The organism is Bradyrhizobium sp. CCGUVB4N (genome assembly GCF_024199945.1).
GTDB lineage: Bacteria > Pseudomonadota > Alphaproteobacteria > Rhizobiales > Xanthobacteraceae > Bradyrhizobium.
Genome location: NZ_JANADP010000001.1, coordinates 4,242,189 through 4,268,209 on the forward strand (window position 1 = coordinate 4,242,189; position 26,021 = coordinate 4,268,209).

24 protein-coding genes are annotated in these 26,021 nt (G+C 64.3%); 18 read left to right on the forward strand and 6 right to left on the reverse strand.

The features are described 5' to 3' along the window. The first annotated feature begins 1 nt into the window (after position 1). The 6 genes from eda (at position 2) to NLM31_RS19120 (ending at position 5,114) form a co-directional block, all read left to right on the forward strand. The gene (eda, locus tag NLM31_RS19095; RefSeq protein WP_254130839.1) at positions 2-652 is read left to right on the forward strand and encodes a bifunctional 4-hydroxy-2-oxoglutarate aldolase/2-dehydro-3-deoxy-phosphogluconate aldolase; all 651 of its coding nucleotides are present in this window, start codon (positions 2-4) and stop codon (positions 650-652) included. 77 nt (positions 653-729) lie between these two features. Further along, the gene (locus NLM31_RS19100) at positions 730-1,899 is read left to right on the forward strand and encodes an acetyl-CoA acetyltransferase (protein ID WP_254193251.1); all 1,170 of its coding nucleotides are present in this window, start codon (positions 730-732) and stop codon (positions 1,897-1,899) included. 125 nt (positions 1,900-2,024) lie between these two features. Continuing rightward, positions 2,025-2,231 carry a hypothetical protein gene (locus tag NLM31_RS19105; RefSeq protein ID WP_254130841.1) on the forward strand — a complete coding sequence of 69 codons (207 nt, stop codon included), beginning with the start codon at positions 2,025-2,027 and terminating at the stop codon, positions 2,229-2,231. Between the two features lie 181 nt (positions 2,232-2,412). Beyond that, on the forward strand, positions 2,413-3,612 hold the full coding sequence (locus NLM31_RS19110; RefSeq protein WP_254193252.1) for a CaiB/BaiF CoA-transferase family protein: 1,200 nt from the start codon (positions 2,413-2,415) through the stop codon (positions 3,610-3,612). A gap of 9 nt (positions 3,613-3,621) precedes the next feature. After that, positions 3,622-4,758, forward strand: a complete 1,137-nt coding sequence (locus tag NLM31_RS19115; protein ID WP_254193253.1) for a thiolase family protein — start codon at positions 3,622-3,624, stop codon at positions 4,756-4,758. After that, the gene (locus tag NLM31_RS19120) at positions 4,755-5,114 is read left to right on the forward strand and encodes a Zn-ribbon domain-containing OB-fold protein (protein WP_254193254.1); all 360 of its coding nucleotides are present in this window, start codon (positions 4,755-4,757) and stop codon (positions 5,112-5,114) included. The genes NLM31_RS19115 and NLM31_RS19120 overlap by 4 nt, the downstream gene beginning before the upstream one ends. Positions 5,115-5,582: 468 nt before the next feature. On the opposite strand, the gene NLM31_RS19125 is transcribed toward NLM31_RS19120, so the two are convergent. After that, the gene (locus NLM31_RS19125; RefSeq protein ID WP_254130845.1) at positions 5,583-6,341 is read right to left on the reverse strand and encodes a FadR/GntR family transcriptional regulator; all 759 of its coding nucleotides are present in this window, start codon (positions 6,339-6,341) and stop codon (positions 5,583-5,585) included. A 128-nt stretch (positions 6,342-6,469) separates the two neighbouring features. Between NLM31_RS19125 and NLM31_RS19130 the strand changes: the two genes are divergently transcribed. The 5 genes from NLM31_RS19130 (at position 6,470) to NLM31_RS19150 (ending at position 12,657) form a co-directional block, all read left to right on the forward strand. Beyond that, on the forward strand, positions 6,470-7,861 hold the full coding sequence (locus NLM31_RS19130; RefSeq protein WP_254130846.1) for an aspartate aminotransferase family protein: 1,392 nt from the start codon (positions 6,470-6,472) through the stop codon (positions 7,859-7,861). Positions 7,862-7,881: 20 nt separating this feature from the next. Continuing rightward, a complete protein-coding gene (locus NLM31_RS19135) occupies positions 7,882-9,486 on the forward strand; it encodes an ABC transporter substrate-binding protein (protein WP_254193255.1) in 1,605 nt (534 codons plus the stop codon). 13 nt (positions 9,487-9,499) lie between these two features. Continuing rightward, complete coding sequence (locus NLM31_RS19140) at positions 9,500-11,728, forward strand: N,N-dimethylformamidase beta subunit family domain-containing protein (protein ID WP_254193256.1); 2,229 nt, start codon at positions 9,500-9,502, stop codon at positions 11,726-11,728. 70 nt (positions 11,729-11,798) lie between these two features. Next, positions 11,799-12,326, forward strand: a complete 528-nt coding sequence (locus NLM31_RS19145; protein ID WP_254193257.1) for a carboxymuconolactone decarboxylase family protein — start codon at positions 11,799-11,801, stop codon at positions 12,324-12,326. A gap of 28 nt (positions 12,327-12,354) precedes the next feature. Beyond that, positions 12,355-12,657 (forward strand): nucleoside triphosphate pyrophosphohydrolase family protein, encoded by a 303-nt coding sequence (locus tag NLM31_RS19150; protein ID WP_254130850.1) that lies wholly within the window; start codon positions 12,355-12,357, stop codon positions 12,655-12,657. 8 nt (positions 12,658-12,665) lie between these two features. On the opposite strand, the gene glsA is transcribed toward NLM31_RS19150, so the two are convergent. Both glsA and NLM31_RS19160 read right to left on the reverse strand, forming a co-directional pair. Next, entirely contained in the window at positions 12,666-14,513 is a 1,848-nt protein-coding gene (glsA, locus tag NLM31_RS19155) for a glutaminase A (RefSeq protein WP_254193258.1), read from the reverse strand. A 185-nt stretch (positions 14,514-14,698) separates the two neighbouring features. Beyond that, complete coding sequence (locus tag NLM31_RS19160; protein ID WP_254135382.1) at positions 14,699-14,920, reverse strand: acetyl-CoA carboxylase biotin carboxyl carrier protein subunit; 222 nt, start codon at positions 14,918-14,920, stop codon at positions 14,699-14,701. A 94-nt stretch (positions 14,921-15,014) separates the two neighbouring features. On the opposite strand from NLM31_RS19160, the gene NLM31_RS19165 reads away from it, so the two are divergent. From NLM31_RS19165 to NLM31_RS19175, 3 genes are all read left to right on the forward strand, one after another. Next, positions 15,015-15,989, forward strand: coding sequence for an IclR family transcriptional regulator (locus NLM31_RS19165; protein WP_254193259.1), 975 nt, complete (start codon positions 15,015-15,017; stop codon positions 15,987-15,989). Next, entirely contained in the window at positions 15,919-17,478 is a 1,560-nt protein-coding gene (locus tag NLM31_RS19170; protein ID WP_254193260.1) for an acyl-CoA carboxylase subunit beta, read from the forward strand. Before NLM31_RS19165 ends, NLM31_RS19170 begins: the two co-directional genes overlap by 71 nt. 431 nt (positions 17,479-17,909) lie before the next feature. After that, positions 17,910-18,263, forward strand: a complete 354-nt coding sequence (locus NLM31_RS19175) for a hypothetical protein (protein ID WP_309143695.1) — start codon at positions 17,910-17,912, stop codon at positions 18,261-18,263. A 27-nt stretch (positions 18,264-18,290) separates the two neighbouring features. Here the strand turns inward: NLM31_RS19175 and NLM31_RS19180 are convergent, their stop codons facing one another. Then, positions 18,291-19,766 (reverse strand): FAD-binding oxidoreductase, encoded by a 1,476-nt coding sequence (locus NLM31_RS19180; protein WP_254193262.1) that lies wholly within the window; start codon positions 19,764-19,766, stop codon positions 18,291-18,293. A 199-nt stretch (positions 19,767-19,965) separates the two neighbouring features. Between NLM31_RS19180 and NLM31_RS19185 the strand changes: the two genes are divergently transcribed. Continuing rightward, a complete protein-coding gene (locus NLM31_RS19185) occupies positions 19,966-20,460 on the forward strand; it encodes a hypothetical protein (protein WP_254193263.1) in 495 nt (164 codons plus the stop codon). A gap of 90 nt (positions 20,461-20,550) precedes the next feature. Next, entirely contained in the window at positions 20,551-20,970 is a 420-nt protein-coding gene (locus NLM31_RS19190) for an alpha/beta hydrolase (RefSeq protein ID WP_254193264.1), read from the forward strand. A 70-nt stretch (positions 20,971-21,040) separates the two neighbouring features. On the opposite strand, the gene NLM31_RS19195 is transcribed toward NLM31_RS19190, so the two are convergent. Both NLM31_RS19195 and NLM31_RS19200 read right to left on the reverse strand, forming a co-directional pair. Beyond that, entirely contained in the window at positions 21,041-22,414 is a 1,374-nt protein-coding gene (locus tag NLM31_RS19195; RefSeq protein ID WP_254193265.1) for an aldehyde dehydrogenase family protein, read from the reverse strand. Positions 22,415-22,726: 312 nt separating this feature from the next. Then, a complete protein-coding gene (locus NLM31_RS19200) occupies positions 22,727-23,902 on the reverse strand; it encodes a patatin-like phospholipase family protein (protein ID WP_254130860.1) in 1,176 nt (391 codons plus the stop codon). A 210-nt stretch (positions 23,903-24,112) separates the two neighbouring features. Between NLM31_RS19200 and NLM31_RS19205 the strand changes: the two genes are divergently transcribed. Beyond that, positions 24,113-24,889: an acetoacetate decarboxylase gene (locus NLM31_RS19205; RefSeq protein WP_254193266.1), complete on the forward strand. Its 777-nt coding sequence runs from the start codon at positions 24,113-24,115 to the stop codon at positions 24,887-24,889. 110 nt (positions 24,890-24,999) lie between these two features. Continuing rightward, a complete protein-coding gene (locus NLM31_RS19210) occupies positions 25,000-26,019 on the forward strand; it encodes a transporter (RefSeq protein ID WP_254193267.1) in 1,020 nt (339 codons plus the stop codon). Positions 26,020-26,021: the final 2 nt, after the last annotated feature.

Below are 26,021 nucleotides of genomic sequence, written 5' to 3' on the forward strand. Positions count from 1 at the left end.
GATGCCCACGACCGCCCAACAGAACCACCTCGTCGCGCTGTTCAAAGCCGCGACCGTCATTCCCGTCCTGACCATCGACCGCATTCAGGATGCCGTGCCGTTGGCGCAAGCCCTCGTGGCCGGCGGCGTTCGCACGCTGGAGGTGACCCTGCGCACCCCCATCGCGATCGAGGCGGCGCGGGCGATCATGTCCGAAGTCCCCGACGCGGTCGTCGGCATCGGCACCATCCTCAATCCGGCCGACTTCACCCGTGTGGAGAAGATCGGCGTCGCCTTCGGCATCAGCCCGGGCCTGACCCCCGATCTCCTCAAGGCCGCCGCGCACAGCTCCTTGCCCTTTGCGCCCGGCATCGCCACGGCGTCCGAGCTGATGATGGCGCTGTCGCATGGATTCGACGTCGCAAAATTCTTTCCGGCGGAGCAGGCCGGCGGCATCAAGGGGCTGCGCTCGCTCGGTGGGCCGTTCCCGAACGTTCGGTTCTGCCCGACCGGCGGGGTCGGTGAGGCCAATGCGGCGACCTGGCTCGCCGAGCCCAATGTCGTCGCGGTCGGCGGTTCCTGGCTGTGCCCGACAGCCGAGATCAAGGCCGGGAACTGGGCTGGCATAACTGCCATCTGCCAGCGCACCCTCCAGGCCCTTAAACCTGCGTGAAGTCTTGCCATCCCTGGGCTAAGACTTAGGTCAGGATAAGACTTGGGTCAGCAAGAGACCGCCAGGGAGAAAAGACCATGACCGCCAGCATCGTCGGATGGGCGCATACGCCGTTCGGCAAGTTCGACACCGAAACCGTCGAAAGCCTCGTCACTCGCGTCGCCAACGAGGCGATGGCCGATGCCGGCATTTCGGCCTCCGATGTCGACGAGATCGTGCTCGGCCATTTCAACGCCGGCTTCTCGGCGCAGGATTTTACCGCCTCGCTGGTGCTCCAGGCCGACCCGAAGCTGCGCTTCAAGCCGGCCACCCGGGTCGAAAATGCCTGCGCGACCGGATCGGCCGCAGTGCACCAGGGCCTGCGCGCGATTGCCGCAGGTGCGGCCAAGATCGTGCTGGTTGTCGGCGTCGAGCAGATGACCCGCACCCCGGGTCCGGAGATCGGCAAGAACCTGCTCAAGGCGTCCTATTTGCCCGAGGACGGCGACACCGTCGGCGGCTTCGCCGGCGTGTTCGGCAAGATCGCCAGCTCCTACTTCCAGAAATACGGCGACCAGTCCGATGCGCTGGCGCTGATCGCGGCCAAGAACCACAAGAACGGCGTCGCCAATCCCTTCGCCCAGATGCGCAAGGACTTTGGCTTCGACTTCTGCCGCGCCGAGAGCGAGAAGAATCCGTATGTCGCCGGCCCCCTGAAGCGCACCGACTGCTCGCTCGTCTCCGACGGCGCGGCCGCGCTGGTGCTGGCCGATGCCGAGACCGCCAAGGGCATGGGCAAGTCGATCGGCTTCCGCGCCACCGCGCACGCCCAGGACTTCTTGCCGATGTCCAAGCGCGACATCCTCCAGTTCGAGGGCTGCACGGTCGCCTGGCAGCGCGCGCTGGAGCAGGCGGGCGTGACGCTCAGCGATCTCTCCTTCGTCGAGACCCATGACTGCTTCACCGTCGCCGAGCTGATCGAGTACGAAGCGATGGGCCTGACGCCGAGGGGGCAGGGCGCCCGCGCCATCAAGGAAGGCTGGACGCTCAAGGACGGCAAGCTGCCGGTCAATCCGTCCGGCGGGCTGAAGGCCAAGGGCCATCCGATCGGCGCCACCGGCGTCTCCATGCACGTGATGACCGCGATGCAGCTCGCAGGCCAGGCGCCAGAGGGCATGCAGCTCAAGAACGCCAAGCTCGGCGGCATCTTCAACATGGGCGGCGCCGCCGTCGCCAACTACGTCTCGGTCCTCGAACCTCTGAAGTAGCCAGTCCCGTAGGGTGGGCAATGGCGCGCAAGCCCCTTGCCCACCATTTCCTTGCGTTAGATCATGGTGGGCACGCTACGCTTTGCCCACCCTACGGCTCCTGATTGATTTGAGAGAAAGCTATCATGAGCAATGCCTACGAAGATTCACTCTCTATTGAAGCCCTCAACGATCGCATCGCGATCCTCGAAGACAATATCCGCCAGCTGATCGAGCAGGCTGCGGCCGCCTCGGGCGAGCAGAACGAGTCGCGCATTGCCGACCGTATCAACCAGCAGAACGACGAGCTCGATCGCCTCATGAAAATCCGCGAATCCCGCCAGAAGAAATAGTGGCCGCACCGCGCATGCGGCCATACCCCGGCCGCCCTTGCGCGTGCGCTGCTGCTGCCTTTAGCTGGACCGAAATCGCGGGGCCGCGCCTGTAGCGTTTTCGAGCGAAGTGGATACCGGTTCGCACAAAGAAAACGCGTCAAAACAGGAATCCATAGCCTGCGCAATCGGGAGCGAACGAATGGGGCCGCTGAAGGGCATCAAGGTCGTCGACATGACCACCGTGCTGATGGGGCCCTATGCGACCCAGATGCTCGGCGATTACGGTGCCGACGTGATCAAGGTGGAATCGCTCGACGGCGACGTCACCCGCCTGATCGGCCCGATGCGGCATGCCGGCATGGGGCCGGTGTTCCTCAACACCAACCGCAGCAAGCGCTCGATCTGCCTCGACCTGAAGAAGCCTGCAGGACGCGATGCCGTGCTGCGGCTGCTGAAGGATGCCGACGTTCTCGTCTACAACGTTCGCCCGCAGGCGATGGCGCGGCTTCAGCTTGGTTATGACGTCGTCTCCGCGATCAACCCGCGCCTCGTCTATGCCGGCGTGTTCGGCTTCGGTCAGGACGGGCCTTATGCCGCCAAACCTGCCTATGACGATCTGATCCAGGGCGCCACCGCGCTCCCCGCCCTGATGGCGCAGACCGGCGACGGCGTGCCGCGCTACGTGCCGAACGCGCTGGTCGACCGCATCGTCGGCCTCACCGCCGTCGGCGCGATCTGCGCCAGCCTCGTGCATCGCGATCGCACCGGCCGCGGCCAGCGCGTCGACATCCCGATGTTCGAGACCATGGCCGGATTCGTCATGGGCGACCACATGGGCGGGCTCACCTTTGATCCGCCGCTCGACAAGGGCGGCTATGCCCGGCATCTCTCGCGCGACCGCAGGCCGTACAAGACCTCCGACGGCCATCTCAGCGTCATCGTCTACAACGACAAGCAGTGGGAGAACTTCTTCAAGGCCACGGGGCGCGACGACCTGCGCGCCGATCCCAAATTCGCAACCTTCGCCGGCCGTGCCGCCAATATCGACGTCGTCTATGCCGAGCTCGCGCGCATCTTCGAGACGCGCACCACGGCCGAGTGGATCGAGCTGCTGACCAGGGCCGACGTGCCCGTGATGCCGATGCACGACCTCGCGTCGATCCTGCACGACCAGCATCTGGAGGCGACGGGCTTCTTCCCGGTCGTCAACCATCCGACCGAAGGCCCGATCCGCAGCATGAAGGTCACGGCGACCTGGTCGGAGACCGAGGCCGAGCCTGTCAGGCTCGCCCCACGCCTCAACGAGCATGGCGCGGAGATCCTGCGCGAGATCGGCTACTCCGCCGACGACATTGCCGCCATGGTTCGCGATGGCGTCACGCGCTTGGCGCCGGAGTAGGAGGGCATCATGAGCTTCATCACCGGTGTCGGCCTCACGTCCTACGGCAAGCACGAAGGCTCGTCCTCGCTCGACCTGATGAGCAAGGCTGCGCAATCCGCGCTCGACGATGCCGGGCTGAAGCGGGCCGAGATCGATGGCATCCTCTGCGGCTACTCAACGGTGTCGCCGCACATCATGCTGGCGACGGTGTTCGCTGAACATTTTGGCATCCGCCCGTCCTATGCGCACGCCGTGCAGGTCGGCGGCGCCACCGGACTTGCGATGACGATGCTCGCCCATCATCTCGTTGACGCCGGCGTCTGCCGCAACGTGCTCGTTGTCGGCGGCGAGAACCGCCTGACCGGGCAGAGCCGCGATGCCTCGATCCAGGCGCTGGCGCAGGTCGGTCATCCCGACTACGAGGTGCCGCTGGGCCCGACCATTCCCGCCTATTACGGTCTCGTCGCCACCCGGTACATGCACGAATACGGCGTCACCGAACAGGACCTCGCCGAATTCGCCGTGCTGATGCGCGCGCATGCCTGCGCGCATCCCGGCGCTCAATTCCACGATCCCATCACGGTCGCCGACGTCATGGCCTCGAAGCCGGTGGCGATGCCGCTCAAGCTGCTCGACTGCTGCCCGGTGTCTGACGGCGGCGCGGCCTTCGTCATCAGCCGCGAGCGGACCGGCGAGGCGGGCGTGCGCATCCGCGGTTGCGCCCAGGCGCATACCCATCAGCACGTCACCGCTGCGCCCGGCTTGAGCGAGCTCGGCGCCGAAATCTCCATCGCGCGCGCCAGGGAGGCCTCCGGCCTTGCGATCTCCGACGTGCGTTACGCCGCGATCTACGACAGTTTTACCATCACGCTCGCGATGCTGCTGGAAGACCTCGGCCTGGCCGGCCGCGGCGAGGCGGCGGCACGCGTGCGCTCAGGCCATTTTGGCCGTGACGGCGCGATGCCGCTCAACACCCATGGCGGCCTCCTGAGTTACGGCCATTGCGGTGTCGGCGGCGCCATGGCGCATCTGGTCGAGGCGCATCTGCAGATGACGGGACGGGCGGCGAATCGCCAGGTTCGCGATGCCTCGATTGCGCTGCTGCACGGCGACGGCGGCGTGCTGTCGTCCCATGTCAGCATGTTTCTGGAGCAGGTGCGATGAGCGAGCGAATCGCGGACTGGACCAAGGGCGAAGAGGCCATCACCTTTCAGACCTGCGGCGCATGCGGCCATGTGCAATATTTCCACCGCGCCTTTTGCGCGGCCTGCGGTGCGTCAGACCTGCACGAAGCGCGTGCCGGCGGCAAGGGCAGGGTCTACGCGACCTCGCTGGTCTGCCGCGCCGCCACGCCCGAGACGCGGGCGCACGTGCCCTACAACATCCTGCTGATCGATTGCGCCGAGGGATTTCGCATGATGGCCCATGGCGAGAATGATCTTGCCATTGGCGACGAGGTGATCGCGGGCTTCAAGCCGTTTGCGGGTAAGCTCGTGCCGTTCTTTGCGAAGAAGGCGTAGTGGGCTTCGTCATTCGGGGGCGGTCCAAGGGACCGAGCCTGGAACGGGTATTCTGGGCCTGGCCTGTGCGAGGGCCACCCCGGAATGACGAAAACTGGAAAACGCGAACGCAACGCCCGTAAAGCTAACTCAACGCCCGTAGAATAATATGCTGGCGATGACGAGCATCGCCATCACCGCCAGCATATGCGCGAGCGCTTCCGAGGCCGCCCCCTTGGTGGCTTCCTTCATGCAGTTTTCTCCCTAGACTTGGGCGTGACTCATCGTTGCGCTACTCGCGCACCCGACGGCCAATTATTTTACTCGGAACACCCCACTTCGAGTACTCACCGCAATCAAGTCCCCACGCGGCGAATATCGACTGTGCCAAGGTCGATCAGCAATGCGGCGGCATTTTGACTCGATGATGTTGCTCCTGCGGTCTCGCTGCGCAGAGTTTGAGGAACCTTTCCTCGACCGCGACAAGTCTCATCGAATTTTCTTGGAAGAGTTCCCGGACGATTTCGGTGTGGCCATCGATTTGGCCTTCGAAGCCACCATCAGCGCATCCCTGATATTGCTGAGGTGACGTGTCATCGCCTGGCTCGCCTTGCGAGCGCTCCTCGCTTGAACGGCTTCGAATATGGCTTCGTGATCCCTGAGCCACATGGGACGATAATCCTCCATCTGCATGTGGTTGTGAATCTCCTGCCAGATGCCGGACTCGGTTTGCGCACGCCACAAGGAGTCGCTGATCGACACCAGTGCTCCGTTTCCCGTCGCCTCGGCCAGCACCATGTGGAAGCGGTGGTCCGACGTGTCGGCCTCGCGTCCCTGCGCGTGTTCCCAGCGCATCATGGCGAGTGCTTCGGCAAGCTGCACGAAGGTGGCCTCCGAGGCGCGCTGCGCCGCGATCGCCGCGATCTGCGGCTCGATGAGCTGACGCGCTTCCAGATTCTCGAACGGCCCAAAGCCTTCGAGCACATGCACGTCAGGCGCCTCCTGACGACTGATGACATAGACGCCGCTATTGCTGCGGACCTTCAGCATCCCGGCCATCGCGAGCGACAGGATGGCCTCGCGCACCGTCGGGCGTGACACGCCAAAAGTCTTCGCGAGATCGCGCTCGGCCGGCAGGCGCTGGCCGATGCGGTAACTCGTCTGGATCATTGCAGCAATGCGCCGCGCGACGATCTCGAAGCTGCGTTCAGGTTTGGTTGGAGGGTCGTGCAACATCTTCGTGCTCATCAGCTGTTTTTTTGAGTTTGACAAGCTGCCGCGCGAAACCCAAGCTGGTCAGACCAATTTGGCCTGACCAATTTGGGTCGAACCGACGCCGGATCTGCATCACCGGCGGGAAGACGGAGCAACCGCGCGTGTCCGACCGAAGACTGAATTCAGCCGAGGCGCGCGACATCGCGTTCCATCTGCACTCGCAGACCAATCCTCTGCATCATGCAGAAATCGGACCGCTGATCATGACGCGCGGCGAGGGCGTCCATGTCTATGACGCAAGCGGCAAGCGTTATCTGGAAGCGATGGCCGGGCTCTGGTGCACCTCGCTCGGCTTTTCCGAGGCGCGGCTGAAGGCGGCCGCAGCTGCGGCCTACGACAAGTTTGGATTCTATCACAGCTTCAATCACAAGACGCCCGACAACACGATCGACCTCGCCGAGAAGCTGGTTGAGATCTCGCCGATCCCGGATGCGCAGGCCTATTTCGCCACCTCGGGCTCGGAAGCCACCGAGACGATGGTGAAGCTCGCCTGGGTCTATCACGCGGTCCATGGCAAGCCGGGGAAGCGCAAGATCATCGCTCGCGACCGCGGGTTCCATGGCTCGACGATCGTCGCGGCCTCGATGTGCGGTCTGCCCCGCATGCACCGCGAATTCGGCCTTCCGCTCGACGGCTTCCTGCATACGCATTGCCCGGATGCCTATCGCGGCACCAGGCCTGGCGAGAGCGAGGCGGCGTTCGTCGCTCGCCTTGCGGCCGATCTCGAAGCGCTGATCACGGCCGAGGGACCCGATACGATCGCCGCCTTCATCGCCGAGCCGATCAACGCCGGCGGCGGCATCGTCGTGCCGCCGAAGGGATATTTCGCTGCGATCGAGGCGGTGCTGCGCCGTCACGACATCCTGGTGCTTGGCGACGAAGTGGTCTGCGGCTTCGGCCGCACCGGCAACTGGTTCGGCTGCGAGACGGTCGGCATGAAGCCGGACATGGTGGCGCTCGCCAAAGGCATCACCTCGTCCTACTTCCCGATGTCAGCCGTGTTGCTCGGACGTCCGATCCGGGACGCGCTTGCCGAAATGAACAAGGGCGGCGAGCTGTTCGGACACGGCTTCACCAATTCCGGGCATCCGGTCGGCGCGGCCATCGCGCTCGAGACGCTGAAGATCTATCACGAGATGGACGTCGTGCCGCATGTCCGTCGCATGGGCGGCAGGCTCCGTGCCGGGCTGGAGCAGATCGCGCGGGATTCGCGCATCGTCGGCCAGGTTCGCGGCGAAGGATTGATGATCGGGGTCGAGCTGGTCGCTGACCCCGCGACGCGGCGGGCGTTCGATCCGGCGTTGAAGGTCGGCGCGATGTTCGATGCGCTTGCGATCGAGAATGGCCTGATCATCCGCGCAATGGGCGATACGATCGGGTTCTGTCCGCCGCTCATCATCGACGAAGCCGGGGTCGACGAAGCGCTCGACCTGTTCGCGCGGACCTTGTCCGGCGCCGAAGCCAAGCTTGCCGAGAACCGTCCATCTTCGTAATCCGTTGAGGAGACAAAAACATGCGTCGTCGAGACCTGCTCCGATCCACACTGGGCGCCGGTCTCGGCGTCGCCCTGGGTTCGACCCTTCCGATGCCGCGGCTGGCCCGCGCGCAGGGCTCGCGCGTGCTGCGCTTCGTGCCGCAGGCCGATGCGGCCATTCTCGATCCGATGATCACCACCGGCCTGGTCAACCGGAATCATGGCTTCCTGATCTGGGATACCCTCTACGGCGTCGACGAGAAATTCCAGGTTCAGCCGCAGATGGTCGCGGGCCACACCGTCGAGAACGACGGCAAGCTCTGGACGATGACCTTGCGCGACGGCTTGAAATTCCACGACGGCGAGCCGGTGCGCGGGCGCGACGTAGTGGCGAGCCTGAAGCGCTGGGCCTCGCGCGATGCGTTCGGCAATTCGCTCTTCAATCTGGTCGATGAGGTCTCCGCGCCTGACGACAAGACCGTGCGCTGGCGGCTCAAGTCGCCGTTTCCGCTGCTGCCGGAGGCGCTCGGCAAGGTCGGTGCCATCATTGCCTTCATCATGCCGGAGCGTCTGGCGCAGACCGACAGCGTCACGCCGGTCAAGGAGCTGATCGGCTCCGGTCCGTTCAAATTCCAGGCCGATCAGCACGTGCCCGGCGCGCGTCTCGTTTACTCGCGTTTCGACGGCTATGTGCCGCGTCCCGAGGGGACGCCGAGCCTCCTTGCAGGTCCGAAGGTCGCTTATTTCGACCGGGTCGAGTGGCAGGTCATCCCGGATCCCGCGACGGCCGCGGCCGCGCTTCAGCAGGGCGAGATCGACTGGTGGGATCAGCCCATCGTCGACTTGTTGCAGAAGCTGAAGGCGAACAAGGCGCTCAATGTCGAACTGCTCGATCCCATCGGCAATGTCGGCGTGCTGCGCTTCAACCATACGCAGCCGCCCTTCGACAACCCGGCCATCCGCCGCGCCGTGCTCTCCGCCATCAGCCAGAAGGAGTTCATGTCCGCGGTTGCGGGAGACGATACCAGCCTCTGGCGCGACAAGGTCGGCTTCTTCGCGCCCGGTGGCGCCATGGCGAACGATGCCGGCATGGACGCGCTGAATGGTCCGCGGGACATCGCCGCCGCCGCCAAGGCGATCAAGGATGCCGGCTACAAGGGTGAGAAAGTACTGTTGATGGCGCCGGGCGATTTCCCCGTCATCGGACAGATGAGCGAGGTCGCCGCCGATCTGTTCCGCAAGCTCGGCTTCAATCTCGATTACGTCATGACGGATTGGGGCTCGATGCTGCGCCGCATGGGCAACCGCGAGACGCCGGACAAGGGCGGATACAGCGCCTTCTGCACCTATTCCGCCGGCGTCACGCAACTGAACCCGTCGGCCCACAACTTCATCCGCGGCAGCGGCGACAAGGCGACCTTCGGCTGGGCCAGGAGCGAGAAGCTGGAGCAGCTCCGGGATTCCTGGTTCGCAGCTCCCGATGTTGCCGCGCAGACCAAGATCGGCATCGAGATGCAGAAGCAGTGCTTTGTCGATGTTCCCTATGTGCCGCTTGGTGTCTTCTATCAGCCGACCGCGTACAAGAAGAGCCTCACCGGCATGCTCAAGGGCCTGCCGTTGTTCTGGAACGTGCGCGGCGCCTGAAGAAGGATTTTCGATGCTTCCGATCACCGGCTATGCGGACCGCTGGAGCGTGCGCCCCGGCGACGACATCAAGTTCATGATCGCGGTCAAAGGCGGCGGCCGCTATTCGGCGCGGATCGCACGGATCATCTGCGGCGACCCGAACCCCAGGGGGCCCGGCTATCGCGAGATTCCGGTGAAGTGGGATCTCGAAGGCCAGCACGACGGGATCGAGCAGACCATCGCCAAGGGCTCATGGGTCGATGTATCCGCGCTGACTTTGCCGGCGGGTCCGGTCGCCTTCGCTGCGACCGTCTGGCCGACCTTGCTCGCCGCGGGCAGGCAGGCCGTGCTGAATTTTGCGGGCGCCGGCGGCTCGCTGACGCTCGGCGTCGGTGAAAGGGGTGCTTTCGCCCGGCATGTGACCGGTGAGGGCACCGTCGAGGTCGAGACCGGTATCGCGCTCACCGAGCGTACCTGGCACGATATCGCCTGCCTGTTCGATCCCGCGACCGGAACGCTGGCGATCGCGCAGGCGCCGCGCAAGATCAGGCTCGACCGCGACGAGCGCGCGACGAAAACGCTGAGCGCGCCAAAGGCCGCGTTGGCCGGCACGGGCGCGGCGGCAATCGCCGCGGAGCGCGGAAGCCGGGGCGCAGTCCACCACTTCAATGGCAAGATCGAGCGGCCGCGCATCACCGATGGCGGCACCGGTCTTGACGGCGTCATCGCCGCGCAAGCCGCTGGGGCGGTGCCCCCGGCCATCGCCGAATGGGATTTTTCGATCGGCATTCCGACTGACACAGCGACGGATATTGGCGCAGCCAAGGCGCACGGCACCTGCGTCAATTTGCCGACGCGCGCGATGACGGGCTCGCGCTGGACTGGCGGAGTGACGCATCGCTGGACGGAAGAGCCAAAACTCTGGGGCGCGATCCATTTCCACGATGATGATATCGGCGATTCCGGCTGGCAGCCGTCGCTGAGCTTCACCGTGCCGGAGGACTGGACGAGCGGCGTCTATGCGCTGCACCTCGAAAAGGACGGCGCGCGCGACAACATCGTCTTCTATGTCCGCGCCAAAATACCGGGATCGCAGGCCAAGGTGGCGTTCCTCGCGCCGACCTTCAGTTACACCGTCTACAGCCAGTATCAGAAGAAGGGCAGGCAGGCTCTGATCACGGAGCGCTCGCTGGCCTGGGGCGCGCTGGCACAGGCGCCGGATGGTCATCCGGAATACGGCGTCTCGCCCTACAATTTCCATTCGGACGGCAGCGGCGTGGTGATGTCGACCATGCGCCGGCCGCTGATCGACAAGCGCGTCAACCAGATCCACCTGGTCGATCCCAGCGATGACGGTTCCGGCCTCTACTGGATCGCCGCCGACAGCGCCATCACCGATCTCCTGACCCGCAAGGGCATCGACTTCGAAGTCATCACCGATCACGACGTCCATGCCGAAGGCGTCGATCTGCTGTCGAAATATTCGGTCGTCCTGACCGGCCAGCATCCGGAATATCATACGCACGAGACGCTCGATGCGCTCGGTGCCTATATCGGCAATGGCGGCCGCTTCATGTATCTCGGCGGCAACGGCTTCTACTGGAAAGTGGTACCGCACGCGACAGGCACCTGGGCTTTCGAGCTGCGACGCGCCGAGGGCGGCATCCGACTCTGGGAAACGCTGCCCGGCGAGAGCTATCATGCGTTCGATGGGTCGTATGGTGGCCTCTGGCGACGGCTTGGCCGGCCGCCGCAGGCGCTGGTCGGCGTCGGCTTCAGCACGCAAGGGGAATACAAGGGTTTCCCCTACACCTTCCTCGACGGCATTCTCGATCCCCGCGTCGCGTTCATGCGCGAGGGGATCGAGGATCTGGCGAGCCCCGGTGCCAGGCTTGGCGAGCGCGGCTTCATGGGCGGAGGCGCGGCCGGTCACGAGCTCGACCGTGCGGATACGCGCCTCGGCACGCCGCATCATGCGATCATCATCGGCCGCGCTGTGCTTGATGATCCGACCTATCAGCCCGTCAACGAAGAGCGCTACGACCATACCTGGCCGGCGTCGCGCGAGGAGATCATCCGCTCCGACCTGACCTTCTTCGAAACGCCGAATGGCGGCGCGGTCTTTTCGGTCGGCTCGATGAATTTCATCGGCGCATTGCCGGTCGACGGCTACGCCAACGTGGCGGCCCTGCTGGTGACCAACATCGTCAGGCGCTTTGCCGATCCGACGGCATTTCCGGAGCCGAAGTCCTCCGCATGATGTTGCTCTTGCGTCGGGGCAAGAATAGTCTTGGGTCGTCCAAAAAACGAGAACAAGACCCAAGGTGATCATGGCCCGCATCGACTACAGCGACCCGTCCAAGGCGTCCGACCGCACCCGCGAAATCCTCGACAAGAACCGCAATGCCAACATCTTCCGCATGATGTCGCATTCGCCGAGCTATTTTGAACAGTATTGCCGCCTCGGCGGCGCCATCCGCCACAAGGGCGAGCTCGATCCCATCGTGCGCGAGCTCGCGATCACGCGCACCGGCATTCTGTGCGAGGCGCCGTACGAGATCGTCGCGCACAAGCGCATCGGCAAGAACGTCGGCGTCACCGACGCGCAGAACGAGGCGCTGGAGAACTGGCAGGCTGCGACCTGTTTCGACGAGACGCAGCGCGCCGCGCTTGCCTTCACCGACGAGATCGTGAAGCTGAGGAAGCCGACGGATGCGATCTTCAAGGCGATTGCCGCAAAGCTGACGCCGGCAGCGCTCGTCGAGCTGCAGCTCTCGGTCGGCTTCTACATCATGACGTCGAAGTTCCTGGAGACGTTCGAGATCGATCTCCAACCCGTCACCGAGGTGGTGGGCTGATCCACAGCGTGGCTTGCGAGGGATGGTCATGACGATCGATGAATATGCGGCCTGGGCTGCAACCGTTGCGAAAGTCGATGAGCATCCTTCGAACGAACGGCTGTCCTATCTCGGGCTCGGCCTCGCCGGTGAATCCGGCGAGGTCGCCGAGCACATCAAGAAGCTGCTGCGCGACGACTGGCTCGACAAGGCGGGGCTGATCGAAGAGCTCGGCGATGTCATCTACTACTGGGCCTGCCTGTGCGCCGCGACCGGCCAGCAGCCGTCCGAATTGCTGAAGGCCAGCGCGGCCAAGATCAAGCGACGTATCAGCGAGGCGGCGAGCCGATAGGCGATCGCTTACGTCGACGTCAGAATATCGACCTTGGTGTTGGCGACGATCAGGCGATCGGCCAGGAGCTGCGCCAGGTTGCGCATGATGCGCTCGGAGGCGCGCGGGTGCTGCCGGCGAAAACGCTCGAAATCCCTGAGCGACACTTCGAAGGCGGTCGCCGCCATGTCCGCGAACACGTCGGCGGAGCGGGCGGTCTCGATCAGTGCCATCTCGCCGAAGGCCATGCCGGCGGTCAGCGTCGCAAGCCTGACGCCATCGGGCAGGGTGACATGCACGGCGCCGCTGCGCAGGAAGAACAGGGCGTCGGCAGGATCGCCTGCGGTGAGGATCTTTGCACCGGAGTGATAGGTTTTGATCGTGCAGATCGAGGCGAGGTCGGTCAGCTCCTCGGTGCTGAGGCCGTCGAGCAGCGGCTGTTCGGACAGCTCGGTGGTCTCGTGGAAATCGATCGAACCGCCATAACGGTAGACGATCTGGTCTTCGGCCCATTCGATCGCGGTATCGAGCAGATAGAAATCGCGAACGTTCTTCAGCTCCGCGGTCCATTCCCGCAAGCTGTCCCATTCCTTGGAGGCACGACGGACGCCGGAAATCACCACGGTGACGTTCAGCGCGGCGAGCTGCTCGAAGGCTTCGGCCACAAGGCGTGCGCCGGCCCGCGTGGTGGAGGTGACGCGGTGAAGATCGAAGATCACGAACTGCGGCCGCGGTCGATCGGCCAGCCGGCGCGAGACATAGTCGACCGCCGAGAGCGACAGCGTGCCGACCAGCTCGATGACCCGCACGGCCTCTTCATGCGCGGCGAGGATGTCGCGCTCCTGCTGGCGGCGGACGCGGCGTGACGGGCTCTTGCCGATGTCGTAGTCCGCGATGACGGCGTTGCGGGCGTCATCGCTGCGGTTGAGCATGTGCAAATCGTAGTGCGATGACAGCGCCTCGCAGACCTTGATGCCGCGCACGCTGTTGCCGTGCTTGTCGAGCCTTGGCGAGTAGCTGCCGAGGCCGAGGCGGGCGGGGAGCGCGGCCAGGATGCCGCCGCCGACGCCGCTCTTGGCGGGGATGCCGATCCGGTAGATCCACTCGCCGGCGTAGTCGTACATGCCCGACGAGGTCATCACCGACAACGTCCGCGAGATCGCATACGGCGTCAGCACCTGTTCGCCGGTGACCGGATTGACGCCGCGATTAGCGAGCGTCGCCGCCATGATCGCGATGTCGCGCGCGGTGACCAGCACCGCGCATTGGCGGAAATAGACGTCGAGCACGCCGGCGACATTGTCCGAAATCACCGCATTGGTCTTGAGCAGATAGCCGATGGCGCGGTTGCGGTCGCCGGTCTGACTTTCGGACGTGTAGACCGCTTCGTCGACGGCGAGGTCGCGTCCCGCGAAGCGGCTGAGGGCGAGCCGGATCTGCTCGAAAGCATCAGCGCCCTTGCTCGCATGGATCAGTCCGGTGCAGGCGATCGCGCCGGCATTGACCATCGGGTTGAACGGATGATTCTCCGCATTGAGCCGGATCGAGTTGAAGGGATCGCCCGAGGGCTCGACGCCGATCGCGCTTTCGACCTTGCCCGCACCCAGAAGATCCAGCGCCAGCGCGAACACGAACGGCTTTGACATCGACTGGATGGTGAAGGGCACCCTGGAGTCGCCCACTTCGTAGACATGGCCGTCGAGCGTGGCGAGGCTGATGCCGAAATAGGCAGGGTCGGCCTTGCTCAGCTCGGGAATATAATCCGCAACTGCGCCAGAGGTCTCCGCGGAGAACTCATTCAGGCATGTGTCGAGAAACCGCAGCAGCGGCGGCTTCGAGCGGGTCCAGGCGGCGGCGGGCGGCGGTTGCGCTATCATCGCCTCCCTTGTGCAACGCAATCCTGACATGCGCAACCCGTTCGGCTCTGTTGTAACGCCCGAACGCAAGACGCCGCGCGCGATTGCATCATGATCTGTTTCAGATTGTCGCAGATCCGAAAGCCGCCAGGAAAACTTCAACGAAACTGCAACGGAAACTGCAACGAAACTGCGGCGGCGTGTGCTCAGCTCGCGACGATCGCGATCGCTTGGCCTTCGGCGACAAGGTCATCGATCTTCACGAGCAGTGATTTGAGCGTGCCGGCCGCAGGCGAGGACACCGGGATCTCCATCTTCATGGCCTCGACGATCACAACGTCTTCGCCATCCGCGACGGTTCCTCCAACTTGCACGGGCGTTGCGCAGATACGTCCCGCAACTTCAGTGACGATCTTTATTTCTGGCATGCCATCGCCTTTTTGTTGTCGTCGCAAAATGCCTGAGGTAGCGTCTTTCACAAGTGGAATTTAATTCCGCAGAGCGGAACAAACGGTAGGGATCATGGGACGACGTTCGGAGCGGTTGAGTAGGCAAGGTGCACTCGCTGGCGATGCCGGTGAAGGTGATGTCATCCAGGTGGTGTCGCGCGCGTTCGACGTGTTGCGATGCTTCGAGGGCCACGATAGCAGGCTCGGCAATCTCGAGATTTCAAATCGCTGCGGCCTGCCGCGTTCCACCGTGTCGCGGCTCACGCACACGCTGACGCGCATGGGGCAGCTGGTCTACCTGCCGCGCGACCAGAAATATCGCATCGGGCCGAGCGCGGTGGCGATGAGCGCCTCGATGATGAAGGGCGCGCAGCTGCGCAGCATGATCCGCCAACGGCTGCAGGAAGTCGCCGACCAATTGCCTGGCACCGTCGGCTTCGTCGTGCCCGATCGCTTCCATCTCGTTTATCTCCAGTTCGCGCGCTCGGCCTCTGCGCTCGGTCTGCACGAGGGCACAGGCAGCCGCATCTCGATGGCCTCGACCGCTGCAGGCGCGGCCTACACCGCGGCCTTGTCGCCGGAAGTCGGCGATGCCTATATCGCCGAAATGGAGCGCGAAGCGCCCGAGGCGGCGAAGATCCTCAGGCCCCGCATCGAGGCCAACCGGCAGTCGCTGCGCGAGCGCGGCTATGTCACGGCCTGCGGCCTGTGGAGCCCGCACATCAATGGCCTGGCGGTGCCGGTCTGGTCGCCGCAGTACCAGACCTTCGTGGTCGTCACGATCGGCCTTCTCTCGGCGATGTTTGACGAGCAGCGTCTCCACGCCGAAGTCGCGCCGGTGATGGTCGCGCTCGGCCGTTCGCTCGGCAGCCTGATGGAGGGCGCGGAAGGCGACGCCTTCAACAACCGCATCTCGCGCAAACCGGTCGCAATGGCCGTGCACAACAATAACAAGCCGATCAATTCGGAGGGAGTGAATGAACTGGAAGCCGGAACTCGACGAGCTCGCCCGGCGCGAAGCCTTCGCGCGGGAGATGGGCGGCGTTGACAAGGTCAAGCGACAGCATGACCAGGGCCGGCTGACTGTTCGGGAACGCATCGACAAACTGATCGACAAGGGTAGCTTCCACGAGATCGGTGCCGTTTCCGGCATCGGTGAGTACGATCCCAAAGGCGAGCTGAAGACCGTGACGCCGGCGAACTGCGTGTTCGGCCGCGCGCGCGTCGACGGCCGCACCGTGGTTGTCGTCGGCGACGATTTCACGGTGCGCGGCGGCTCGGCGGACGCATCGATCTCGGCAAAGCCCTTGATGGCGGAGGAGATGGCGCACGACCTCCGTCTGCCCATCGTGCGTATCATCGAGCGCTCCGGCGGCGGCGGCTCGGTCAAGACCATCGAGACCAAGGGCGCGGCGAACCTGCCGGGTGGCATCGGCGGCACGCGCTGGTATCGCTTCACGACGGAGAATCTGTCGCGCGTACCTGTGGTCGCGCTGGGCCTCGGCTCGGTTGCGGGCCTCGGCGCTGCGCGTCTGGCCGCCAGCCACTATTCCATCATGACGCGGAAGTCCGCGATGTTCGTCGCCGGTCCGCCGGTGGTGAAGGCGCTTGGGCAGAACCTCTCGAAAGAAGAACTCGGCGGCGCGGATATCCAGACCCGCGCCGGCGCGGTCGATCATGCCGTCGACACCGAGGAGGAGGCCTTTGCCTGCGCGCGCCGCTTCCTCTCCTACCTGCCGTCATCGGTCTACGAGCTGCCGCCGACCTTGCCCTGCATCGATAATCCGGAGCGCAGCGAAGAGGCGCTGATGAATGCGGTGCCGCGCAACCGCAAGCAGGTCTACAAGATGCGGCCGATCATCGAGCAGGTCGTCGACAAGGGCTCGTTCTTCGAGGTCGCCTCCAATTTCGGCAAGCCGATCATCGTGGGCCTTGCGCGGCTCGAGGGCAGGGCGGTGATGCTGCTCGCCAGCGACAGCTTTCACTATGGCGGCTCCTGGACGGCGGATGCCTGCCAGAAGGTGGTGCGCTGGGTCGACTTCGCCGAGACCTTCCATCTGCCGATCGTCTATCTCATGGATTGCCCCGGCTTCATGATCGGTCTCGACGCCGAGAAGGTGGCGACCATCCGTCACGGCGTGCGCGCCATGGCCGCTGTCAACCAGACCACCGTGCCCTGGTGCACCGTGATCCTGCGCAACGCCTTCGGCGTCGCCGGTGTCGTGCATCAGCCGGCGGACCGCTTCTCGATCCGTTACGCCTGGCCGTCGGCCTATTGGGGCTCGCTGCCGCTCGAAGGCGGCATCGAGGCCGCCTACCGCGCCGACATCGACGCGGCCGAGGACAAGGAAGCCAAGCTCAACGAGATCCAGGAACGGCTCAACAAGCTGCGCTCGCCGTTCCGCTCGGCCGAAAAATTCTGGGTCGAGGAGATCATCGATCCGCGCAAGACCCGCTCGCTGCTGTGCGAGTTCGCGCGGCTGGCCGAGCCGCTGCGAAAAGCAGGGCCGCCGGAGAACATGACGATCCGGCCGTAACGTCCCGCCGTCATTGCCGGCGACCTGTCCGCGCAAGCTCGGAGAGCGAAGGCGGAAGCGTCGCAATTGATCCTCTCACCGCGGACACGTCTGGATTGCGTTGTCGCAATCCGGGCGAGCGGGGAACACATTCGAGGCGGCGGCGCCCAAATCCAGCCATTTTTCGCCGCGCTTCAGGCCCATTTCGGTCAAACCGATATCTGTAGCTCGTCGCCGGGGCAGGGCCCTCCAACCGGAGTCCTGCAATGATCAAGTTAGTAATTTCTGCGTGTTTTTTAATTGCAGTTAGTTCAGTTGCTTCGGAAGCGCGGCCCTCGCGCAATCTTCAAGCGCCCGGGTGCAACATCACCATGCCCTGCGACTTCTCGTATCCGCAGGCGCGACGCGAGCGGGCTCCCCGCCAGGCATTGCAAGCCTATCGGGCGACCCAAATGACGGTGACTGACGCGGGAAGCCGCGCCACGACAATCAGCGTGTCCGGTGGTGATCGCATCATTGGCGGTCGTCCGGCCGGGTGTCCCTCGTCCTTCTGCGGTTGTGGCGCGGCGCTGCGCGTGTTCGGCCGTATCGTGCCGGAATTGAACCTTGCGGCCAATTGGCTGCGTTTCCCGCGGACGGCGCCGGCGCCGGGAATGGTTGCGGCGCGCCGCGGGCACGTCTTCGTTCTGGAGCAGCACCTCAGCGGCGACATGTGGATGGCCTATGACGCCAATTCGGGCGGTCACGCCACGCGCATGCACGCACGTTCGTTGCGGGGCTACACCATCGTCAACCCGCGCGCTTGAGACGACGGGGAGGGTGCTCGGACGTCATCACACCCGCAGCACCTTCCCCGGATTCATGATGTTCTGCGGGTCGAGCGCGCGCTTGATGGTGCGCATGATGTCGAGCTCGGTCTTCGAGCGGTAATGGCTGAGCTCGTCGAGCTTCTCGATGCCGATGCCATGCTCCGCCGAGATCGAGCCGCCCATCGAGGTGATGATATCGTTGACGGCCCGCGTGATCGCGGCGGTGTATTGGTTCAGCGTCTGCTGATCCATGCCCTTCGGCCCCATGAACGAGAAGTGCAGATTGCCGTCGCCGATATGCCCCAGAGGATAGGGGCGAATGCTCGGGAGAATATCGAGTACGGCCTTGAGCCCCTTGTCGATGAACTCCGGAATTTTTGAGATCGCCACCGACATGTCGTAGCTGATCCCCGGTCCCTCGGCGCGCGAGGCCTCGGCCATGGCTTCCCGGATGCGCCACATGTTGCGCGACTGGCTGACGGTCTGCGCGATCACCGCGTCGATCACGCGACCGGCCTCGAGCTGGTCGGCGAGAAACTGCTCGAGCTTCTCCGACATGCCGGTGGCCCCGTCCTGCCGGGGGCGCGAGGACGACCATTCGAGCAGCAGGTACCATTGCGTATCCGCCTTGAGCGGGTCCTGGACGCCGGGAATGTGGCGCATTACGAGGTCGACGGCCGCGCGGCTCAAGAGCTCGCAGGACCCGACATTGTCCTCGGAGGCCGCATGCGCTTCGGAGAGGATCTCCAGCGCCGCGCGCGGATCGCGGACAGCCAGCCACGCCGTGGCGACGTCCTTCGGCGCCGGCCATAGCTTGAGGACGGCCTTGGTGATGATGCCGAGCGTGCCCTCGGCGCCCATGAAGAGGTGCTTGAGGTCGTAGCCGGTGTTGTCCTTCTTCAGCGCACGCAGTCCGTTCCAGACATCGCCGTTGGGCAGGACGACCTCGAGACCGAACACGAGGTTGCGCGCGTTGCCGTAGCGCAGCACCTGCACGCCGCCGGCGTTGGTCGAGAGATTGCCGCCGATCATGCAGGAGCCCTCGGCGCCAAGGCTCAGCGGCAGGAACCTGTCGTGCCTGGCCGCGGTCTCCTGCAGCGTCTGCAAGACGCAGCCGGCCTCCACCGTCATCGCATAGCCGACGGGATCGACGTCCAGCACGCGGTTCATCCGGCCGAGCGACAGCACGATGCCGGTATGGGCGGGCCAGGGCGTGGCGGCGCCCATCAGCCCGGTGTTGCCGCCCTGTGGCACGATCGCGACGCCGTGGTCGTGGCATAGCCGGACCACTTTCGAGACCTCCTCGGTGCTGCCGGGACGTATGACGGCCCCGGCGCCGCCCACCAGCAGCCCCCGCCAGTCCGTGACGAACGGCTGCTTGGCGTGCTCGTCCTCGATAAATCCCTTCTCGCCGACGATCGCGCGCAGGGCGTCGCGTAGCTCTGCGGTCACAGGTGCGGTCGGAATGGCGGGTACGGGTGACGGGAAGGCAGTCGGCATTTTGTTTCCTCTGGCGCATCTTGGTGTGCACTGCGCGCGCGAAGCGCTTTAAGGGCATTGTCCACGTTTGGGCCGCGAAGTCTAACGGCAATATCGGTCACACCGGGACAATCTTGGCAACATCTCCAAACATGTTCGCCAACATCTTGCGGCTGTCTCGTCCTAGGACGGGCCCCGACCCCGCAAGCAGGATTGGCAGATGCGATTGAAACCTTCGGCGACACGTCTTGGCGCAGGCGTGGCCTGCCTGATGCTCGCAAGCATCACATCGGTGCACGCAGAGCCGGTGTTCGACAGCCTGGGCGGCACATGGTCGGGCACCGGTTCGATGAAGCCATCGGACGGCCCGCGTGAGAAGGTGCGCTGCAAGGTGGCGTACGACATCACCAGGCCCGGACGTTCCGTGAGCCTCGACCTGCGCTGCGCGAGCGATGCGTACAAGATGGTCCTGTCCGCGAACATCGATCAGAACGGGACCGAGCTGTCCGGAAACTGGTTCGAGCACGAGTATCGGCAGGGCGGCAAGGTCACCGGCACCAACAAGGACGGCTTGATCGAGGCGCGCATCGAAGGAAACACCGTGGCTGCGCTGGTGACGATCCAGACCAAGGCCAATCATCAGTCGTTCCTGATGGAGGCGCCGGGGTCCTGGATGTCGGAAGTCGCGATCGAATTGAACAAGGACGTGAAGTGACGCTGCGCGCATCACGGGCCGTCAGGCATTTGCTCGCCGCGATATTCCTTCTCGCTTCCATCGGTCAACCTCGCGCACAAATGCCCCCTGGTGACGCTCGATGCGCTGCGGAACAGGGCACAGCACGGTGGACCGCCCTCGAAGCTGAAGAATGTCGCGCTTGTCGCGCCCGACATCGGCTTTGATGAGTTCATCAGCCAGATCAGTGCGGCGGGACCGCTGCGTCCCCGCATCGGGCTGTTCCTGTCTCAGGATGATGTTGCTCTGAAAATATCGAGGTCCCTTGCCGGAGGAACAGCCCGTCTCGGCGAATTCAATCCGCAGGACGAGCCGTACAGAAGCGCGCTTGCGCAGCAGAAGATCGCGGTGTTCGACCTGACGCACCTGGGCGGCGATGACGCGCACTCCAGAGCCTTCGAGGACGTGACCTCCGTCATGGGAATGATCAGGCAGAGGCTCGCCCAGGGCCAGCAGCTCGGCGAGGACGCGTCGCGAATGGCCTCGCGCTAGAGTTAGGTTTTTCCTGTTAGGTCGCTGCGCGAGCGGGTGCTGGCCTGCGCGTCTGACTGCGGGGTCACGTTCACTTGAACACGATCATCTTCTCCGCGGTCATCTCGTGCATCGTATAAGGGATGCCTCCAACGCCGTGGCCCGATACGCGACGACCCGCGAAGGGCATCCAGTCGGTGCGGAAGGCCGTGTGATCGTTGATCATCACTGCCGCCGCATCGAGGCGCTCCGCGGCATCGAGGGCTGTCGCGAGATCGCGCGTGAAGATCGCGGACTGGAACGAGACGGGAAGTGAATTGGCTTCTGCGATCGCATCGTCGATGCGATCGAACGGATAGACGCAGGTCACCGGCCCGAAGACTTCCAGGGTGGAGACCTTTGCGTCGCGCGGTGGCGAGACAAGAATCGATGGCTTGAGTGTCGTCTCGCTCAGCCGCCCGCCGCCGATCTGTCGCGTCCCGCGGGACGTAGCCTCTGCGATCCAGCCCTCGACACGCTCGACCTCCCTTGGTGTGATCAGCGGTCCGACCTCCGTCTCGGGACGCGTCGGATCTCCCACTTTGAGCGCTTCGACCCTCGCGGCCATCCTGTCGATGAATTCCTTCTGAAGCGATGAGTGCACATAGATCCGCTGGACCGATACGCAGACCTGGCCGGCATGGTAATATCCACCCTTGACGACTGGTTCGATGATCTTCTCGAGATCGGCGCTGCGGTCGACGATGAGGGGAGCGACGCCGCCGTGCTCCAGCGCGCAGCGCGCACCGGGTGTGATGACCGATCGCAGGTGCCAGCCGACACGCGCCGATCCGATGAAGCTCAGGAAGGCGACGCGCGGGTCGGTCGCAAATTTTTCCGGAAGGCTTTGATCTTCGGGGAGGAACGTCTGGACCCAGCCTTCGGGCATGCCGGCCTTGTGAACAAGCTTCACCAGTTCCACGCAGCACAGCGGCGTCGTGCCCGCAGGCTTCACGATCACCGGGCAACCGGTCGCAATCGCCGGCGCGACCTGGTGAACGATCAGGTTGAGGGGATGATTGAAGGCGGAGATTGCTGCGACGATGCCGATCGGCTCCTTGATGGTCCAGGCCCGGCGGCCATCGCTTGCGGGCGTCAGGCCCATCGGGATCTCGACCCCGGCGCGGGTTCGGAGAAAATCCGCCGCAGAGCGGATGCCGTCGATCGCCCGATCGGTCTCGATCAATGCGTCAGTCAGCGGCTTTCCGCCCTCCCGTGCGATCAGAATGCCGAAATCCTGCCGCTTCTCGGCAACGAGATCGGCGAGTTTGTGGAGGATGGCTATCCGCTGATGGGTTTTCAGCCAGGACTTTCGGTCCGCAAGCAGCTTTCGCGCGGTCTCGAACTTCGCGTCCAATGCGGCGGCGTCGTCACTGGCGAGCTCGGTGATCTCTTTTCGGTCGAAGGCCTGTACGACTTGAATCATGATTGTCTCCCGCGCATCGACGAGGGCATTACGAAGCTGGCGGCACAGAGGATCGTGACTGTCTGCACCGCGCGGATTGACCTTGCCGTCTGACGCTCTCAACGCTCAGTGTATGGCGCCGGGCGCAAGCTCGCCACGTCGCGCGTTGGCGCAGAGCGGATCTGTCGTGCGATTTTGCAATGATGATATTGTGCAGGTGTTTTGCCCGACGTGTCAAACCGCGTGCCAGGGAGCTAGTCGTCGCGAATCTAAATTCTTGAACGATCTCTACTGTGCATGGGGTTGTTTTCGACGTTTTGTCGAGAGCGCCCGTCAGGCGCTCTCCGTCTCCCGGTGCACGTCGTGCACGACGAGCCCCATGCCTTCGTCGGGCATCTTGATCCAGTCGCGGCGCTTCAGTGTGCGCTTGGTGTCCTCGTAGCCGCTTGTCCAATGCTCGCGCATCGAGGTGCCCGAGAATTCGTGGTCCTTGGCGTCGCCCTCATAGGCCTTCTGCTGGTAGATCAGGTGCAGGATCGCGATCTCCGGCATGCGGCGCAGGCTCGATTTCAGCTGGCGGTCCTCGTCGGAGAGCTGCTCGTCCGGAATCTTCGCCAAGGCCTTGTAGAGCAGCACCTTGAGATTATGCGTGCGGCGATAGACGTCGGTGTTATGGCGGGTGCGCGAGGAATACATGATGTCCTTGTGGCGGGCCATCACGTCCTGGATCGAGCGCGGCAGCACACCGCGCGCGCTGAACAGGTCGACCTGGAACACCAGCGAATTGATCGCGTCCTCCTGGTCGAGCAGGTGCTGCAGCGGCGTGTTGGAGACGATACCGCCGTCCCAGAAATGATCGGTGCCGATCCGCACCATCGGCAGCGCCGGGGGCAGGGCGCCGGAGGCCATGATGTGCTCCGGCTCGATCTCGTCATGGGCGTTGTCGAAATAGATGAAATTGCCGGAGAGCACGTTCACCGCGCCGACTGCGAAGCGGATCTTCTTTTCGTTGATGAGGTCGAAATCGACGAGCTCGAGCAAGGTCGCCTTCAGCGCGGCCGTGTCGTAGTAGCTGGTCGCGGTCTTGGCGCCGACCGGGCTGAACCAGGGATTGACCTGGTGCGGCGTGAAGAAGCCGGGCTGGCCCATCGCCGATGTCATCCAGGAGCTGTAGAGGTTGCGCCACTGGCGGAAGATGTCGCCGTCCGGCGTGTAGTGCCAGATCTTGCGGTTGGTGATGCGCTCCCAGAAGATGCGCAGCGCTTCGAGCCGCTTCTCCGGTTTGTTGCCGGCGATGATGGACGAGTTGATCGCGCCGATCGAGACGCCGGTGACCCAGTCGGGCTCGATGCCGGCCTCGTGCAGCGCCTGGTAGACGCCGGCCTGGTAGGCGCCGAGCGCGCCGCCGCCCTGCAGGACCAGCGCGACGCGATCACAGCGTTCGGGCCGCCAGCCCCGCGCGGGCGGCTGATGGGTCTGATGTGTCGGTTGCGACGTGCGAGCGTCCATGGCGATACCTCCAGCCTTCGCCGGACGATTGCGGCCGGTGGTGACGGCGTGATGACAAAGCAGGCCGATGCCGCCTTTGCATGCAGGTCAACCGCGACGGGAATGGCGGGAGGTCGTGTCCCTGACGGAAATCGGTCACATCGCAGTCAATGACGGCAGCTAGCAATCTGCGTGAAGTCGGAACTTACCGGATCACCAGAGGAGACAGCGATGCGCAGGGAAGACGTGCTGAGGCTTCCGTCCATGCCGGCCGCCGGGCCGAGCTATCCGGCCGGCCCGTACCGCTTCGTCAACCGCGAATTCCTGGTGATCACCTACGAGACCGACCCGGACCTGATCCGTGCCGGCCTGCCTGAGCCGTTGGAGCCGATCGATGAGCCGATCGTGCACTACGAATGGATCAAGATGCCGGACTCCTCCGGCTTCGGCAGCTACACCGAATCCGGCCTCGTGATCCCGGCGCGGCTGCACGGCGAGGAGGTCAACTTCGTCTCGCAGATGTATCTCGATGATGATCCGCCGATTGCGGCGGGCCGTGAGATCTGGGGCTTCCCGAAGAAGTACGCCCACCCCAAGCTCGAGATCGTCAAGGATACGCTGACGGGCACGCTTGAATATGCCGGCCAGCTCGTCGCCATGGGCACGATGGGCTACAAGCACGAGAGCATGGCCGGCAACGGCGATCTCACCCGCGCCACGCTGTCGAAGACGCAAATCAATCTGAAGATGATCCCCGGCGTCGACGGCCATCTCGAGGTCTGCCAGCTCGTCGCGATCAACCTGATCGACATCGTGCCGAAGGGGTCCTGGATGGGACCCGGCCGGCTGCATCTGGTGCCGCACGTCAACGCGCCGGTTGCGGATTTCCCGGTCCGCCGCTGCATCGGCGCGCATCACTACATCGCCGACCTGACACTGCCGTTCGGCCGCGTCGTGCACGATTACATCAAGGAAGCCCAGGCCGCGACGGGGCTCGCCGCGGAATAGGGCGGCGCGCCATCATCAAACTGTAACACTGGCGTAATTGACTGCACGGAGGACCCGGAGGAGGCCAATAACGGCCCCCCGGGATTGGGCTGCAATGATATGGGGTCAGCATGGCCGAGCCGGCAATGCTTGTCAGCGCGACATCGGATGTCGCGCCTGTCATTCCTGGACTGGTGTGGGCGTTTCGTTTGCATGGCGACGGCAGCGCCGAGGCGCTGCCGATCGACCAGCCGATCGAGTTCAGCCATGATGGCCGGCTCTGGCTGCATTTCAATTTGACAGATGGTCGCGTGCGGCCGTGGATCGCAGCATCACAGCTGCCGCCGCTTGCGCGCGATCTCTTGCTGTCGAGCGACACGTTCCAGCAGCTTCACGTCATCGACCATTGCGTCTACGGCGTGTTCTCGGATCTCGTCCGCGACATCGATGCTGCAACGGAAGAGACCGCGTTCCTGCGCTTCGCCATGACCGAGCATCTCCTGGTCTCCGGCCGTCACCAGGCGCTTTGCTCGGCGGATGCGACGCGTCGCGTGCTCGAGGGCGGCTACCGCGTCGACAACGTCGCCCATCTCCTGGAAAAGATCGTCGACGAGGTCGCCGACACGCTCGATCGGATGGCCGACAAGCTCGGCCAGGAAATCGACGGCATCGAGGAGCGCATCCTCGCCGACGAAGCCAAGCCGGAGATGCGCCGCACGCTTGGTCGGTTGCGCCGGACCTGCGTGCGGCTGCATCGTCAGCTCACCGGCCTGCGCGTACTGTTCCACCGGCTCGACCAGAAGAACACCGATCATCTGTCGCCGGGGCTTCGTATTCAGGCCGGCAAGCTCGCCCAGCGGCTCGACGGGCTCGACCACGACATCGTCGAGTTGCGCGAGCGCAGCCGCCTGCTCGAGGAGGAGCTGCGGTTCAAGAACGAGGAGGAGAGCAATCGCCACCTCCACACGCTCTCGATCGTGACGACGCTGCTGCTGCCGCCGACGCTGATCACGGGCATCTTCGGCATGAACACCAAGGGCCTGCCGCTCACCGACGTGGACGAGGGTTTTCTCTGGGCGGCGGCGCTGATGGTGAGCTCGATCGGCCTTGCCTATCTGTTCATGCGGCGCACCGGCATCTTCAAGAAATAGCG